The following is a 16,436-nucleotide window of genomic DNA, read 5'->3' as shown; positions in this document are numbered from 1 at the left end:
CCTCAGCCGAACGGCTGCTCCGCGAGCTCCAGCTCTCCGGTCTGCACCCGCCACTGGGCGGCGTAACGCCCGTTGTGGGCCAGCAGCTCACGGTGGGTGCCGCGCTCGGCCACCCGGCCCGCCTCGATGACGGCGATCTCGTCGGCATGCACGATGGTCGACAGCCGATGGGCGATCATGATCACCGTGCGGCCATGGCCGATGCGCGAGAGCGAGCGCTGGATGGCCGCCTCGGTCTCGTTGTCCACCGCGCTGGTGGCCTCGTCGAGCACCAGGATCGGCGGATCCTTGAGCAGCGCCCGGGCCAGCGACAGCCGCTGACGCTGGCCGCCGGAGAGCCGCACACCGCGCTCGCCCACCGCGGTGTCGAGTCCCTCGGGCAGCGCCTGGATGAAGCCCCAGGCCTCGGCGGTACGCGCCGCCTCGACGATCTCGGCATCCTCGGCGTCGGGCTTGCCATAGGCGATGTTGTCGCGAATCGAGCCCTCGAACAGGTAGACGTCCTGGCTGACCAGGCCGATCGCCCGGCGCAGCGAGATCAGCGACACCGCGTCGAGCGGCTGGCCATCGACGCTCACTCGCCCCGCGGCCGGCTCGACGAAACGCAACAACAGCTTGATCAGCGTCGACTTGCCGGAGCCCGTGGCGCCGACCAGCGCCAGGGTATGCCCCGCCGGCACCGCGAGGTCGATGCCCTCGACCCCGGCGCCGGACTCGCCATAGCGGAAGGCTACGTCTTCGAAGCGCACCTCGCCGCGTACCGGCGCGGCGAGTGGCCGATCGGCGTCGTCACGCACCAGGATCGGCGTGCCCAGCAGGTCGAGGATGCGCCGGGTGCTGGCCATGGCGCGCTCGAACAGGTCGATGACCTGGGCCAGCCCGGTGAGCGGCCACAGCAGCCGCTGGGTGAGGAACACCAGCACCCCATAGGCGCCGACGTTGAGCTCACCGTTCAGCGCCATCATCCCGCCCACCGTGAAGGTGGCCAGGAAGCCGGCGAGGATCGCCATGCGAATCACCGGAATGAACGCCGAGCTGAGGCGGATCGCCCGACGGTTGGCCGCCACGTAGGCTTCGCTTGCCTGGCGCAGGCGCTCGGCCTCGCGGGCCTCGGCGGTGAAGCTCTTGATGGTGGCGATGCCTGCCAGGTTGTTGGACAGCCGGCTTGCGAGCTCGCCGACCCGCTCGCGCACCTCGGCGTACAGCGGCCCCGCCTTGCGCTGGAAGTAGAAGGCGCCCCAGATGATCAGCGGGATCGGCGTGAAGGCCAGCAGCGCGATCAGCGGCGAGAGCACGACGAACACCGCTCCTACCGCCACCACGGTGACGCCGACCTGGATCATGGCGTTGGCACCGCCATCGAGGAAGCGCTCGAGTTGGTTGACGTCGTCGTTCATGGTCGCCACCAGCTGCCCGGAGCTTCGCGATTCGAAGAAGCCCATGTCGAGGCGCTGAACGTGCTCGTAGGCGTCCTGACGCAGCTCGGCCTGGAGTCGTTGGGCCAGGTTGCGCCACAGGACCTGGTAGAGATACTCGAACAGCGACTCGCCGGCCCAGATGAAGAAGGTCAGCACCCCGAGGATCAGGATCTGCTCCCGGGCCGTGGTGAAACCGAGCCCGGCGACGAAGCTGTCCTCCTGGTTGACCACCACGTCGATGGCCACCCCGATGAGGATCTCCGGGGCGATATCGAACAGCTTGTTGATGATCGAACAAGCGGTGGCGGCGACGATCCGCCGCCGGTGACCGCGGGCATAGCGCAACAGACGCCCCAGGGCCCGGAAGCTACTGGTACTCGACATGCGTGACTCTCCATGACAGCGCGGGGAACATCGCCCGGCGGCGTCAAGGGGCCACCGGACAGAGGAGGGCTACCTTACCCCGGGGCCGCCCCCCTGTCGCCGGCCCCGGATACCCAGTCCTGTCACCCAGCCCCTCGCCGGGAGGCCGCGATGCGCCACACGTCACCATTGATAACCATTCTTATTCCAGGTAACCTCGGGCCGCCGCCCGCTTCCGCGGTCGAGGCGCCCTCGACGAGCCACGGAGTCCACCATGTTCGAAGCCCAGGCCGCGACCTTCGACGTCAACGGTAAACGCCTGCTGCATCCCATCGACCTGCGCTTCGAGGAAGGCCGGATCCATGGCCTGATCGGCCACAACGGCTCCGGCAAATCGACCCTGCTCAAGCTGCTGGCCCAGCAACAGCCCGCCAGTCAGGGTACGATCCGCTTCGACGGCCGCCCGCTCGGCGGCTGGGGTCACCGCGCGTTCGCCCGCCAGGTAGCCTACCTGCCCCAGCACCTGCCCAGCGCCGAGACCCTGACCTGCCGCGAACTGATCGCCTTCGGCCGCTACCCCTGGCGCGGCCTGCTGGGCCGCCATACCCGCGAGGATCGCCAGCAGGTCGAGCGAGCCATCGCCCTGACCCATACCGAGGCCTTCGCCGACCGCCTGGTCGACACCCTCTCCGGAGGCGAGCGCCAGCGCGTCTGGCTGGCCATGCTGATCGCCCAGGGCAGTCGTTTCCTGCTGCTCGATGAGCCGCTGGCGGCGCTGGACATCGCCCATCAGGTCGAGGTGCTGGCCCTGATCCAGAGGCTCTCCCAAGAGCTGGGCCTGGGGGTGATCATCGTGCTCCACGACATCAACATGGCCTCGCGCTACTGCGACCGCCTGGTCGCCCTTCACGAGGGGCGTCTGCTGGCCCAGGGCACCCCGGCCGAGCTGATGACCGGCGACACGCTGGAGGCGATCTACGGCATTCCCATGCACGTGATGCGTCATCCCGTCGGCGAGCATCGCGTCGCCATCGCCCACTAGTCCGTCGCTCGATTTTCGTTCATGGAGTTTCGCTTGTCTCTCCCGTACCGCCTTCGTCATCGGGCCAGCCGTTGGCTCGCCGGCCCGTTCCTCATGCTGCTTGCCCTGCTGCTCCATGCCCTGCCGGCGCTGGCCGAGTCGCCGCGCCTGGCGACCCTCGACTGGACCCTGGCCGAGACCCTGAGCGCGCTCGACACGCCGCCCGTAGCGGTCGGCCAGGTCGATGCCTATCACGCCTGGGTCCGTGAGCCCGCGCTGCCCAGCTCGGTCACCGACCTGGGCCTGCGTACCCAGCCCAACCTGGAACTGCTGGCAAGCCTCGATCCCGAGCGCATCCTGGTCACGCCGATGTTCTCCAACCTCACCCCGCGCCTCGAGCGCATCGCCCCGGTGGAGAACCTGGCGCTCTACACCCCCGGCCGCGACACCTGGACCGAGATGCGCGAGCTGACCCACCAGGTCGCCGCGCTGGTCGATCGTGACGCGGCCGCCACGCGACTGATCGAGGACACCGAAGCGCACCTCGAGCACCTGAAGCAGGAGCGGCTCGACGACGACGCGCCGCCGCTGCTGGTCGTGCAGTTCATGGACGCCCGCCATGTGCGGGTGTTCGGCGACAATGGCCTCTATCAGGCCGTGCTCGACCGCCTCGGGCTCGACAACGCCTGGACCGGCACCACCAACGCCTGGGGCTTCTCGCTGGTGGCCATCGAGGCCCTCGCCGGGCTCGATGCCCGGCTGGTAGTGGTCGAGCCCTATCCGGCCGGCGTCCGCGCGACGCTTTCCGAGAGCGGCCTATGGCAACGCCTGATCGAACGCAGCCGGGGCGAGCCCCTGACCCTGGCACCGGTGTGGAGCTTCGGCGCCCTGCCCTCGGCCCGGCGCTTCGCCGACCAGCTGGTCGGTGCCCTGGAGAACGACGATGACCGCTGACGCGCTACCGCACACCACGCCACGCCGCCGGCTGACGCCGGGGCGCGCCTGTCTGCTGCTGGGCCTGTTGAGCGCGGGGCTGGCGCTCGCTCACTTGCACGCCGGGCCCGGCCTCACAGCGGGGCTGGCATCGCTGGTGAATATTTCCTCCGCCTCTACGGAGGCCCTGGTGCTGCACTTCGCCTGGTGGCCGCGGCTGGCCATGGCATTGATGGCCGGCGGCGGCCTGGCGTTGGCCGGCGTGCTGATGCAGCAGGTGCTACGCAATCCCCTGGCGGCGCCCACCACGCTCGGCGTCGCCAGCGGCGCCAACCTGGCGCTGATGGCCGCCAGCCTGCTGGCGCCGGGGCTGCTGGTGCTGGGCCGCGAGTGGGTGGCGCTGGCCGGCGGTGGGCTGGCCATGGGGCTGGTGTTCGCGCTGGCCTGGCGACGCGGCCTCTCACCGATGGTGGTGGTGCTCGGCGGGCTGGTGGTCAACCTCTACTTCGGCGCGCTGGCCATGGTGCTGCTGCTGTTCCACCAGGAGGCGCTCAAGGGCATGTTGATCTGGGGCGCCGGCTCGCTATCCCAGAACGGCTGGCAGGACGCCGCCTTCCTCGCCCCGCGCCTGGCGCTGGGCATGCTCGGCGCCGCCTGGCTGCTGCGTCCGCTGGCGGTGCTGGAGCTGGACGAGGCCGGCGCTCGCAGCCTCGGCGTATCGCTCAAGTGGCTGCGCCTGGGCGGGCTGGGCCTGGCGGTGTTCCTGACCGGCTGCGTGGTCAGCGTAGTCGGCGTGATCGGCTTCATCGGCCTGGCGGCGCCCAACATCGTGCGCCTGGCCGGCGCCCGCCGGCTAGGCACGCGGCTGCTCTGGTCGACCCTGCTCGGTGCCTTGCTGCTGGCCACCACCGACCAGCTGTTACAACGCTATTCGGGCATCCTGCCCACGCTCATCCCCACCGGCGCCACCACCGCCGCCCTGGGTGCCCCGCTGCTGCTGTGGCTGATCCCGCGCCTGCGCCTCCATGGATCGGCGCCGCCGCGCCCCTCCGGCACGCCCACCGCTCGCCATGCCGCCCCCCGCCGGCTGGCCGCCGGGCTGGCCCTGGCCCTGATCGCGGTGGTGGTGATCGGCGCCTTGGCCGGCCAAGGCGCCGCGGGCTGGCAGTGGGCCTCGCCTCTCGATGGCGAGCTGCTGCAGTGGCGCCTGCCACGCCTGGCGGCCGCCGCCGGCTGCGGGCTAATGCTGGCCATCGCCGGCACCCTGATCCAGCGCCTCACCGCCAACCCCATGGCCAGCCCCGAGATCCTCGGCATCAGCGGTGGCAGTGCCATCGCCTTGATGGGCGCCATCTTCCTGATCCCCGCCCCGAGCAACCCGATGCTGGTCGGCGCCGGTGTGCTCGGCGCCCTCGCCGCCCTCGCGGTGCTGGTGATGGTCAACCGCAAAAGCGGCTTCCAGCCGGAACGGCTGCTGCTCACCGGGGTGGCGATCACCGCGTTGTTCGAGGCGATCAAGGCGATCCTGCTGGCCGGTGGCGACCCCCGCGGCCAGCAGGTCATCGCCTGGCTCTCCGGCTCTACCTACTACGTCGACACGGCCAGCGCGCTGACGGTGACCGGCGCGGCGCTGGTGCTGGCGCTGCTCGCCGCGCCGCTCGCCCGCTGGCTGGATATCCTGCCGCTGGGCGCCGCCACCGCCGCGTCGCTGGGCATCGACCTGCGCCGGGCCAGGCTCAGCCTGCTGCTGCTGGTCGCCCTGCTCACCGCCGCCGCCACCCTGGTGGTCGGCCCGCTGTCGTTCGTCGGCCTGCTGGCCCCGCACATGGCGCGGCTGATGGGCTTCACCCGCGCCCGGGCGCACCTGGCCGGGGCGGCGCTGACCGGCGCGACGCTGATGGTCCTGGCCGACTGGCTGGGTCGCCAGCTGCTGTTCCCCCAGGAGATCCCCGCCGGCCTGGTCGCTTCGCTGCTGGGCGGCGCCTACTTCATGTGGGGGCTCCGGCGGTTGTAGACTGACGCGACATCATGCCGAGGACGACCCGCCATGCCTCGCTCCAACAATCACTACACGACGGCGCAAATCGCCCTCAGCGGGGGCTGCTACTGGTGCATGGAGGCCGTCTGCGAGGCGCTGATCGGCGTCCAGGCGGCGCTGCCCGGTTTCGTTACCGCCCCAGACGACGCCACCCCCGTGGAGGCGGTGCGCGTCGACTTCGACCCACGCCGGTTGCCGCTCGAGGCGCTGATCGCCGCCCACCTTCAGACCCACCGCTGCACCGCGAACCATGCGCGCCGCGATGCCTACCCCTCGGCGATCTACGCCGACGACACGGGGTGGCGCCAGGCGTCGCAAACGGTCCTCGAACGCCAGCAGGCAGAGTTCTCAGCGCCGCTGGTGACCCGCGCCCTGCCGCTGGCCAGCTTTCGCCCCGCCGACACCCGTTACCGACACTACTTCTTCGCCCACCCCGAACGCCCCTTCTGCCAACGCCGCATCGCCCCCAAGCTCAAGCACTTGCTGGCCGGCTTTCCCGATTGGGTCGACCGGGAACGGCTGGCGGGCGCCGGCCTCGTCGACCTTGACTGAGCACCAACGAAAGCGCCCGGCCAAGGAATGGCCGGGCGCAGTAGCAGAGCGATGACGCGGCTTAGAAGCGGTAGCTGAGGCTACCGATCACGCTGCGTGACTCACCGTAGTAGCAATAGAAGTCACAACCGCTGACGTACTCCTCATCGGTGAGGTTGGTGACGTTGAGCTGCGCCTTCCAGGACGGGGTGATCTCGTAACTGGCCATCGCGTCATAGAGTGTATAGGACGACACCTTGGCGTCTTCGCTCGCGCTCGGGCTGTTGGCGGTGGAACCCACGTAGCGAACGCCGCCGCCGACCGACAGGCCGTCGAACGTGCCGGTGAAGTCATAGTCGAGCCAGGCCGAGGCCATGTGATACGGCACCAGGGCCGCTCGCTCGTCCTGCTGGTTCTCGCTGACATCGACCCGGGTGTCGGTATAGGTGTAGGAGGCGGTGAGCTTGAGGTTGTCGGTGAGATACCCCATCCCCTCGACCTCGACCCCGGTCGAGTTGCGCTCGCCGATCTGGCGTTGGACGCCCGCCTCGCTGGCGATCAACGTGTTGCTCTCCTCCAGGTCGAACGCCGAGACGGTCAAGTAACCGTCGAAGCCGGCCGGCGCATACTTGATGCCCGCCTCCAGCTGGCGGCCTTCCAGCGGCTCGTAGCTCTCGCCGCTGACATTAGTGCTGGCCAGGGGGGTAAAGGATTCACTATAGCTAATATAAGGAGACAGGCCGTTGTCGGCCAGATACATGACGCCGCCGGTCAACGAGAGCTGACCGTCATCGTAACCCGCTTGCGAGCGGCCGGTCTCGTCGCTATAGACATCGCGGCTATCGACGCTGTCGTAGCGTGCACCAGCCAGGAAGATCCACTCGTCGTTGAGGCGGAACTGGTCCTGCACGTAGACGCCGATCTGCTCCTTCTCGACATCGTGATGCGTCGGGTCGCCAGTATCGGGAGCGGTAAAAGCATCGTGGTCCGGGTCGAACATGTCGACGCTGTCAATGTTCACGAAATAGGACGAGCCATCACCCAGGGTCCTGAAGCTATCCGCGTTGTCGTACTCGAGGTCGAGGCGCTGATAGCCGACCCCAAGCAGCAGGGTGTTCTCGGTGTGCTCGGTGTAGGTTCGCGCGATGAGGCGGTTATCCAGGGTGAAGGCATCATATTCGCCATCACGATCCACGACGCCGCGCGAGATGCTGCGCGGGGGCGTGACATAGGAATTGGGGTAGACGGTGCGCAGCTCGAGATCGAGGTTGCTGTAACGGAAGTTCTGTTCGAACGCCCAGGTATCGTTGAGGTGGTGCTCGAGCTCGTAGCCCAGCGAAAGCTGGCGCTGGTCGAGGTTATCGTAGTCCGGCTGGCCGAGGTTTGTGTCCGGGTCAATCTTGCCGAACGGCGTGCCCTCGCGTGTGCCCTGGGCCGGGAAGAATCCGGTAGTCGGCACGCCTTCATCCTTCTGCACGCTGGCCAGGAACGTCACCGTCGTGTCGTCCGAGACATCGACCGCCAGACTCGGCGCGAAGTAGTAGCGCTGCTTCTCGGACCCTTCGAGCTCACCGTCGCCATCGCGCACCATGCCCACCAGGCGATAGCGCATGTCATCGTGGCCGGCCACCGGGCCCGAGGTATCGATGCCGATCTGGCGATGACCCTTGTTGCCCACCTGCAGTTCGAGTTCGCCCTGCGGTTCGGCGGTAGGGCGTTTGCTGACCGCATTGACCACCCCGCCGGGGGGCGCCTCGCCGTAAAGAATCGACGACGGCCCCTTGAGCAGCTCCACCCGCTCCAGCCCGAATGGTTCGGTCATCCACCAGAAATAGCCACCGGTGCGGAACAGCCGCAGGCCATCCTGATAGGTCGAACCTTCGGCGCTGAAGCCACGCAGCAGCATCCAGTCGGCGTTGTTATCCGAACCATAGGGCTGTGAGACCACCCCGGCGCGGTACTGGAACGTCTCGTCATACTTATCGACGGAACGCTTGTCCAACTCGTCACGGCCCACCTCGCTCACCGCCTTCGGCGTCTCGAGCGTCGGCGTATCCACCTTCAGGGCCGAGGCACTGACCACCACGGTGTCGGTCTCGATATCGGTGGCGTCGTTCTGGGCCGGCGCCAGGGAGGAAGCCCCAACCAAGGAAAGCCCCAGGCCATAGCGTACGGCGGCGGCCAGGGGAGACAGCCGCCACGAGCGGCGGGATGCGGGAATCATGATGTCGATGCCTTACGGTTCGAGGGGACAAGGGAGGCCAACACGGAACGCCACGTTCGGGCTTGACCGGCGTCAAATGTTAATGGCTTTTATTTGCACAGACAACTCGGATGCCCTGCCCCTCGCGCCGGCTATGGCTTCGCGGCATCGAGCCGTGCCACCGCGTCGCGGCTGACCCGATGGCGCTGGGCGCCGGTGAGCTCGCTCAGCCGCCCGTCGTGCATCTCCAGCAGTCGATCGGCTCGATCGAAGTAGTGGTCGTCATGGCTGATGGCGAAGACCGTCTTGCCCATCGCCTGCAGACGCGGCAGCAAGTCACGATAGAAGACCCGGCGGAACTGCGGGTCCTGATCGGCGGCCCATTCGTCGAGCAGCAGCAGATCGCGCTCCTCGGCGACCGCCATCAACAACGCTAGCCGCTTGCGCTGCCCCTGGGAGAGCTCGGGATTGGTGACACACTGCCCCTCGAAGGCCAGCTTGTCGCGCATCGCCAGGTCCTCCAGCCAGGCCTCGACAAGGGCCGGATCGGCCTGCTCGCCTTCGGGGCCGACCAGTTCCGTGAACTGATGGAAGTCGGTGAAGACCGCGGAGAAGCGCTGCCGATAGGCCGGCGCGTCACTCATCGGTTCGCCGTCCAGCAGTAGCTCGCCCTGCTGGGGCCGGTAGAGCCCCGTCAAGAGCTTGGCCAGGGTCGACTTGCCGCTGCCGTTGCCGCCGATCAGGAACACCAGCTCGCCGCGTTTCAGGGTCAGGTCGAGCGGGCCGACCCGGAAGCCGGATGCACCGCCCGCACCGGCATAGGTGAAGCACACGCCGCGCAGGCTGAGGGTCTGCCAGTCGCCCGGCGGAGCCTCGGCGACCGCGAAATCCGCCTCGGGCTCGGCCAGCTCCAGCGCCGCGATCTTGTCGAAGGCCACCTGGGCGCTCAGCAGCGTCGGTAGCGCGCCCACCGCCTGGATCAGCGGTGTGCGCAGGAACAACAGCGTCAGCGAATAGGTCGCCGCCACCGAGGTGCTGGCCCAGCCCAGGCCGTTGGCGAGGAAGAACACCACGCCGATGGCGCCGAGCATCATGATGTTCGACCAGTTGACCGCGCTCAGGTGATAGGTATCGGCGCGGATGATCTGCTCGCGATAGTCACGGGCATCGGCCTCGTAGCGCTCGGCATAGAGCCGCCTCGCCCGCCCCCGGTTGAGCGCCAGCTCCTTGCGGCCATGAATGACCGCCTCGTAGTCCCGATAGAGCCGATCTTCGCTCTCGCGCACGCGGCCCAGGTGGCGGTAGACCCTCGCCACCAGCCAGGAGCTGACGGCGATGGTCACCGCCAGCCACACGGCCGTGACCCACAGCAGTCCCGGCGACAGCCAGCCCAGGTAAAGTGCCGAACCGAACGTCAGGATCACCCCCTGGATCAGCTCCGGCAGGCGCACGAAGGCGATGGTGACGTTGCGCACATCGCTCGACAGGCTGGCCAGAAGTTCGGCACTGCCGAGCCGTTCGAGGCGCTCGATATCGGTGTCGAGGATCTGCTTGACCAGCCGCCCGCGCAGGCCATAGACGAAATAATGTCCGAGGGTGGTCAGCGCCAGCTGCGAGGCCAGGGTCACCACTAGCAGTGCGGCAATCACCCCGAGGAAGGCCGGTAGCACCCCCATCGGGTCACCGACCGTCTCGATCAACCGCCGGTTGATGAAGGCGATGGCGCCGATACCGAGACCGGCACTGGCCAGGCTGAGCAGCATGACGGCCAGGAAGGGCCAGCGATAATGGCGATAGACGACGCGCAGCAGTTCCACGAGGAATCCTTGTCTTGAGGGGCGACAGGCATTGTCCGCTTCGAGGCGCCGGCGTCAATCCACCGACACTCATGGCGGGCATCACATTGCAGGCGCAAATGAAAAAGTTTATCGTTCGGCTTTGTGCTTCACCTACTGCCGATAACAACAACGCCATCTTATCGAATCGAACAAGGGATCCACCTCGCCATGCCCATGCCTGCACGACCTCGCCATGCCCGACTGCGCCTGCTGCCCCTCGCGCTCTGCTCCGCCCTGCCCGCCTCGGCCCTGGCACAGACCGCCACCACGGCAGGCACCGACAATAGCGCCGACGACTCGACGCTGAACCCGCTGGTGATCACCGCCACCCGCAACAACAGCAGCGAAGGCGAGACCCCGCAGAAGATCACGGTCATCTCCCGCGAGCAGATCGAGCAGCAGCTGGCGATCACCCAGGACCCGAGCCAGGTGCTCAGCAACCTGGTTCCCTCCTACTCGCCCAGCCGCCAGAAGCTCAACAACACCGGCGAGACCTTCCGCGGCCGCTCGGTGCTGTTCATGGTCGACGGCGTGCCCCAGTCCAATCCGCTGCGCGACGGGGGCCGCGATAGCTACACCATCGACTTGTCCATGGTCGAGCGCATCGAGGTGATCCACGGCGCCAGCGCCGAGCACGGCCTGGGCGCCACCGGCGGCATCATCAACTACGTGACCAAGAAGCCGGACGGCGCCGGAATCCGCCAGCATGCCGGCATCAGCCTGACCAGCGACGACGACGTCGATTCGGATGGCTTCGGCCACAAGCTGGACTACCGCCTCAGCGGCCAGACCGGCGACTGGGACTACGTAGTGGCCGCCAGCCGTCAAGAACGCGGCGTGTTCTACGACGGCAACGACGAGTTGGTCGGCATCGCCTATCATGGCGAAGTCCAGAACTCCGCGAGCTATGATTTCTTCGGCAAGCTGGGCTACTGGATCGACGGCGACCAGAATCTCGAACTGTCGCTGAATCACTACGATCTCGAGATGAACGACGACTACGTGCCGGTATCCGGGGATCGCTCCGAAGGCATCGCCACCACGGCACGCAAGGGCACCCCGGCCAGCGACCCTGGCTACAACGAGGCGACCACCGCCCGGGTGTCCTACTCCCACGCCGACTGGTACGGCAACGAGCTGGACGCCCAGCTGTACACCCAACGCTTCCGCGCCCAGTTCGGGGCCACCGGTCTCGGCTCCTTCCCCTATCAGGATACCGCGGGTAATACCCTCTACGACCATACCCGCAACGAGTCCGACAAGGTCGGCGCCAAGTTCACGCTGAGCCGCGACGGCCTGCTTAACGATCGCCTGACCCTGACCACCGGCCTCGACCTGTTGCAGGACGAGACCCAGCAGGTGCTGGTCAAGACGGACCGCCAGTATGTGCCAGAGAGTCAGTTCCGCAACATGGCGGCCTTCCTGCAGGGCGACTATGCGCTGACCGACTCGCTGAGCCTGCATGCCGGGGTCCGCCAGGAGCATGCCCAGCTGAACGTCGACGACTACTCGACCGTGGACCGCGATACGAGCGTCGAGAATGACGGGGTCTCGGTGGACGGCGGCAATCCCGACTTCGACGAGACACTGTTCAACGCCGGCCTGGTCTATCAGGCCACCGAATGGGCCCAGCTCTACGCCAACTACTCGGAAGGCTTCGGCATGCCCGACGTCGGCCGGGTGCTGCGCGGTGTCGGCTCCCCCGGCCAGGACGTCGATACCCTGATCGACCTCTCGCCCATCGTCACCGACAACCGCGAGATCGGCGCCCGCTTCGACTGGGACCGCTACGGCCTCGAGCTGAGCTACTACGAGTCGAACTCCGACCTCGGTCAGCGCATCAAACCCGATGCCCAGGGCAACTACCGGGTGCAGCGCGAAAAGACCGAGATCCAGGGCTACGAGATCACCGGTGAGGCCCGGGTCAGCGACGCCCACCAGCTGCGCCTGACCTACACCCATGCCGAGGGCGAGTCTGACGCTGATGGCGACGGCCAGGTCGACACCAAACTGACCGGCCGGGACATCGCGCCGGATACCCTCAAGCTCGGCTGGAGCGCGGCCTGGAACGACAAGCTCTCCACCCATCTGCAGTACAGCTATTACCGTGATCGTAGCTTCGACGATCCGGCGCTCGAATTCGACGGCTATGGCCTGGTCGACGCTTCGCTGTCCTATCGCCTGCCGGTGGGCCGCGCCAGCCTGGGCATCGAGAACCTCGCCGACAAGGACTACTTCACCTACTACTCACAGTCGTTCCCGCAGTCCTCCACACTCGAAGACGACCTGTACTTCAAGGGCCGAGGCCGCACCCTCACCCTGAGCTACCAGCTCGACTTCTGAACCGCGCGTCCGATTGAACTGGCTTGTTGAGCGGCGCCATGAGGCGCCGCTTTTTTTGGCTCACCCGATCGCCGAGGCGCCCGGCCTGGCGCGTCAGGCCCGCCCAGCGTGCCTTCCTCACGGCTCACGCCATCGCACCCAATTGATAACGCTTTGCATTTGCAGCCATGCCGTGTCATCCTTCAGCCCCATGATGCCGATGGTAGCGCCGTTCTTCCCGGCCGACGCCTGCCGTGCCCCACGCCGTGAGTGTCCATGTCGAATACGTCCACGCCTGGCGGCAAGGTGCTGTTCAGCGTGCTGCTGGGCACCTTCACCGTCAGCCTCAACAACAGCGCCCTGAACCTCGCCGTGGCCGAGCTGATGGCCGTCTTCGATGCCAGCGCCACGGACGTCAGCTGGGTGGTGACCCTGTTCATGATCACCATGGGCATGACCATGCCGCTGACCGGCTACCTGGCCGACCGCTTCGGCCGCAAGCGCATCTACCTGCTGGGGCTGTGGGGATTTCTGGCCGGCTCCGCCCTCGGCGCCCTGGCCCAGAGCCTGGCCGGCATCACCCTCGCCCGCGGGCTGCAGGGCGTGGCGGCGGGGCTGATGATTCCGCTGTCGCTGTCGCTGATCTTCTCCGCCTACCCCAGCGACCAGCGAGGCCGCGCCAGCGGGGTCTGGGGCTTCGCCGTGATGATCGCCCCGGCCATCGGCCCGAGCGTCGGCGGGCTATTGCTCGAGGTCAGCCACTGGCGGGCCCTGTTCGTGATGAACATGCCCTTCGCGCTGCTGGGGCTCGTGTGTGGCTACCGCTATCTCTCGGCCGACCCCGCCAATCGCCGGCGCCGCTTCGACCTGCCCGGCTTCGTGCTGATCACCCTGGGCATGGGGGCGGTGCTTTTCTCGCTGAGTCGCGTGGAAACGCTGACGGACCTGCTGCGCCTCGAGGCCCTGCTACCCCTCGCCACCGGCCTGCTGGCCCTCGTGGCCTTCGTGCGCATCGAGCGAGGCACCGAGGCACCGCTGCTCGATCTCTCGCTGTTTGCCCGTCCGGGGTATCGCTTAAGCGTCATCCTGGCCTGTCTGCAGGCGATCATCCAGTTCGGCTGCATCCTGCTGGTACCACTGTGGATGCAGGCCACGCTGGGCTTCGGCCCCTTGACCACCGGGCTGGTATTCCTGGCCACCGCCCTTGCCGCCGCCTGCTGCTCGCCGATGGCGGGACGGCTGATCGATCGCTACCCACCGCAGTGGTGCATCGGGGCCGGGCTGCTGGTCACCCTGGTGAGCCTCGCGGGGCTCGCTACCCTGAGCGAGGCCACGCCGGTGTGGATCATTGCGGCCTGGATGGGCCTGCGCGGCCTCGGCCTCGGCGGCGCCTATCTGCCTTCCACCACCGTGGGCATGCGGGACCTTCCCGAGCACAGCGTCGCCCAGGCCTCGGCCATGAACAACATGGCCAGGCGACTGATCTCGTCGCTTGGCATCGTCGCGCTCTCCCTCTACTACGACACGGCGGTGAATGCCGCGCTGCAGCGAGGGATGCCCTATGCCGAGGCGAGCGCCTCCGCCCTCCATCAGGCCTTCCTGGCCCTGGCGGCGATCGCTGCGCTCTGCCTGCCGCTGGCCTGGAGGCTGGGACGCGCCGTGACCCGGCAAGCGCCTGCCTCGTCAGGCGACGCCGCCTGCACGGCTTGCGCCCCCGAACACGCCCTGAACCCCGTATCCCCCAGGAGGCCGGAATGACCCCTCGTGCCCGGACCCGACGCCACTGGCTGGCGGCGTTGCTGATGGCTCTGGTGCCGCTGGGCGCCACCGCCGGCGATACCCGCGACGGGCGCCTCGTCACCCATGCCTTCGGCGACACTCGCGTCCCCGCCACGCCAGAGCGCGTCGTCACCCTCTACCAGGGGGCGACGGACAGCGCGGTGGCGCTCGGCCTCACGCCGGTGGGCGTCGTCGATTCCTGGCTGGAGAAGCCCATGTATCGCTACCTGCGCGACGCGCTCAAAGGCGTCGAGCATGTCGGCCTGGAGACCCAGCCCAACCTGGAGAAGGTCGCCTGGCTGGACCCCGACCTGCTCGTGGCCACACGCTTTCGCCACGAGCGGGTCCGGCCGCTGCTGGAGCAGATCGCGCCGACCGTCGCCACCGGCAGCGTCTTCGATTTCAAGGCCAGCCTTGCGCTGGTGGCCGAGGCCACCGGCCGGGAGGCCCGGGCCCGCGCCTTGATGCAGGACTGGGACGCTCGAGTGGCCGACTTTCGCCGGCGGATCGAAGACACCCTGGGCGACGCCTGGCCACAGAAGGCCGCGGTGGTGCGCTTCAAGAGCGACCATGTGCGTCTCTATTCCACCGGGTTCGCCGGCTCGGTCCTCGATGAGCTGGGCTTCGAGCAACCGGACGCCGTGCAGGACCAGGGCTGGGGCATGAAGCTGACCAGCGAGGAGAACATTCCCGTCCTGAACGCCGACGTGATCTTCGTGCTGCTGGAGCCGGACGACCCCGCCATCGCCCGCAACTACCGACACTGGCGTTCCCACCCCCTGTGGCAGCGGCTGGACGCCGTGGAAGGCGAGCGTGTCTACGAGGTGGATGCGGTGAACTGGATCATGGGCGGCGGCATCCTCGCCGCCAACGCCATGCTCGATGATCTCTACGCCCACTACGGGCTGGAGAAACCCCACCCATCCACCGCGCCGGCCGCCACCTGCGCCGCATCCGCGCTGATCCAGACGCGAGACGAGGAGCCCGCCGGATGCTGAATCACCGACTCTCTCGAATCGCCGGGCTGCTGCTGGGCCTGGCACTGGTCATGGCGGCCTTCGTGGCGAGCGTCATGCTGGGCACCACCGAGATCGCCTGGCCGAACTTCCGCGAGGCGCTGCTGCACTACGACCCCAGCCGGGTCGCGCATATCATCCTGCTCACGGAACGCCTGCCGCGGGCGGTGATCGCCGCCCTGGTCGGCGCAAGCCTGGCCATCGCCGGCGCCCTGATGCAGACCCTGACCCGCAACCCGCTGGCCTCGCCGAGTATCCTCGGGATCAACGCCGGGGCCATGTTCTTCGTGGTGATCGCGGTCTCGCTGCTGCCCCTCCACGCTCCGGCCGAGGTGGTCTGGGCGGCACTACTGGGAGCCCTGGTGGCGGCCTGCCTGGTGGTGCTGCTGAGCCGCGGCCGTCATGGGGAGCTGTCGCCGCTGCGGGTGGTACTGGCGGGGGTGGCCGTCACCGCCATGTTCGTCTCGTTCAGCCAGGGCCTGTTGATCATCGACCGCCAAAGCTTCGAGAGCGTGCTGTACTGGCTCGCCGGCTCCGTCTCCGGCCGCGAGCTCGCACTGGTGGTGCCGCTGCTGCCGCTGTTCGGCGCCGCCCTGCTGCTGTGCGCCCTGCTCGTCCGCCACGCCAACGCCCTGCTGCTGGGCGATGACATGGTCAAGGGGCTGGGCATGCGCGCCGGCACCATCAAGCTGTTGCTTGGCCTGGCGGTGATCCTGCTGGCCGGCAGTTCGGTGGCGCTGGCCGGCATGATCGGCTTCGTCGGCCTGATCGTGCCGCACATGGCCCGGGGGCTCTTCGGCGTCGACCACCGCTGGCTGCTGCCGGCCTGTGCCCTGCTGGGCGCCAGCCTGTTGCTGCTGGCCGATGTGGCCTCGCGCTTCCTGATGGCGCCTCAGGACGTGCCGGTGGGCGTGATGACCGCGCTGATCGGCACGCCCTTCTTCATCCATCTGGCGCGCAGGAAGCCGGCCTGA

The 16,436-nt window shown here is 68.0% G+C and carries 11 protein-coding genes; 8 read left to right on the top strand and 3 right to left on the bottom strand.

Annotated features, from left to right (window positions below; all coding sequences use genetic code 11):
• Positions 1 to 2 precede the first annotated feature (2 nt).
• Complete coding sequence (locus ETC07_RS12290; RefSeq protein WP_136248813.1) at positions 3 to 1,802, bottom strand: ABC transporter ATP-binding protein; 1,800 nt, start codon at positions 1,800 to 1,802, stop codon at positions 3 to 5.
• 253 nt (positions 1,803 to 2,055) lie between these two features.
• Here ETC07_RS12290 and ETC07_RS12285 point away from each other — a divergent pair, with 253 nt between their 5' ends.
• From ETC07_RS12285 to ETC07_RS12270, 4 genes are all read left to right on the top strand, one after another.
• Positions 2,056 to 2,823 (top strand): ATP-binding cassette domain-containing protein, encoded by a 768-nt coding sequence (locus tag ETC07_RS12285; protein ID WP_136248812.1) that lies wholly within the window; start codon positions 2,056 to 2,058, stop codon positions 2,821 to 2,823.
• 93 nt (positions 2,824 to 2,916) lie between these two features.
• Positions 2,917 to 3,756, top strand: coding sequence for an iron-siderophore ABC transporter substrate-binding protein (locus ETC07_RS12280; protein ID WP_240724640.1), 840 nt, complete (start codon positions 2,917 to 2,919; stop codon positions 3,754 to 3,756).
• Entirely contained in the window at positions 3,746 to 5,749 is a 2,004-nt protein-coding gene (fhuB, locus tag ETC07_RS12275) for a Fe(3+)-hydroxamate ABC transporter permease FhuB (RefSeq protein ID WP_136248810.1), read from the top strand. Before ETC07_RS12280 ends, fhuB begins: the two co-directional genes overlap by 11 nt.
• Positions 5,750 to 5,782: 33 nt before the next feature.
• On the top strand, positions 5,783 to 6,325 hold the full coding sequence (locus ETC07_RS12270; protein WP_136248809.1) for a peptide-methionine (S)-S-oxide reductase: 543 nt from the start codon (positions 5,783 to 5,785) through the stop codon (positions 6,323 to 6,325).
• A gap of 61 nt (positions 6,326 to 6,386) precedes the next feature.
• Here the strand turns inward: ETC07_RS12270 and ETC07_RS12265 are convergent, their stop codons facing one another.
• Both ETC07_RS12265 and ETC07_RS12260 read right to left on the bottom strand, forming a co-directional pair.
• Positions 6,387 to 8,528 (bottom strand): TonB-dependent siderophore receptor, encoded by a 2,142-nt coding sequence (locus tag ETC07_RS12265; protein WP_136248808.1) that lies wholly within the window; start codon positions 8,526 to 8,528, stop codon positions 6,387 to 6,389.
• Positions 8,529 to 8,659: 131 nt separating this feature from the next.
• Positions 8,660 to 10,324, bottom strand: coding sequence for a multidrug ABC transporter permease/ATP-binding protein (locus ETC07_RS12260; RefSeq protein WP_136248807.1), 1,665 nt, complete (start codon positions 10,322 to 10,324; stop codon positions 8,660 to 8,662).
• A gap of 195 nt (positions 10,325 to 10,519) precedes the next feature.
• On the opposite strand from ETC07_RS12260, the gene ETC07_RS12255 reads away from it, so the two are divergent.
• The 4 genes from ETC07_RS12255 to ETC07_RS12240 all read left to right on the top strand — a co-directional run bounded on the left by ETC07_RS12255 (position 10,520) and on the right by ETC07_RS12240 (position 16,436).
• Positions 10,520 to 12,688 (top strand): TonB-dependent receptor, encoded by a 2,169-nt coding sequence (locus ETC07_RS12255; RefSeq protein ID WP_240724639.1) that lies wholly within the window; start codon positions 10,520 to 10,522, stop codon positions 12,686 to 12,688.
• A 255-nt stretch (positions 12,689 to 12,943) separates the two neighbouring features.
• Complete coding sequence (locus ETC07_RS12250; RefSeq protein ID WP_136248805.1) at positions 12,944 to 14,425, top strand: DHA2 family efflux MFS transporter permease subunit; 1,482 nt, start codon at positions 12,944 to 12,946, stop codon at positions 14,423 to 14,425.
• The gene (locus tag ETC07_RS12245; protein ID WP_136248804.1) at positions 14,422 to 15,444 is read left to right on the top strand and encodes an ABC transporter substrate-binding protein; all 1,023 of its coding nucleotides are present in this window, start codon (positions 14,422 to 14,424) and stop codon (positions 15,442 to 15,444) included. The genes ETC07_RS12250 and ETC07_RS12245 overlap by 4 nt, the downstream gene beginning before the upstream one ends.
• A complete protein-coding gene (locus ETC07_RS12240; RefSeq protein WP_136248803.1) occupies positions 15,438 to 16,436 on the top strand; it encodes a FecCD family ABC transporter permease in 999 nt (332 codons plus the stop codon). Before ETC07_RS12245 ends, ETC07_RS12240 begins: the two co-directional genes overlap by 7 nt.

This window comes from Halomonas borealis, from assembly GCF_004798905.1.
Taxonomy (GTDB): Bacteria; Pseudomonadota; Gammaproteobacteria; order Pseudomonadales; family Halomonadaceae; genus Halomonas; species Halomonas borealis.
This window is presented reverse-complemented; position numbering and strand designations above follow the sequence as displayed.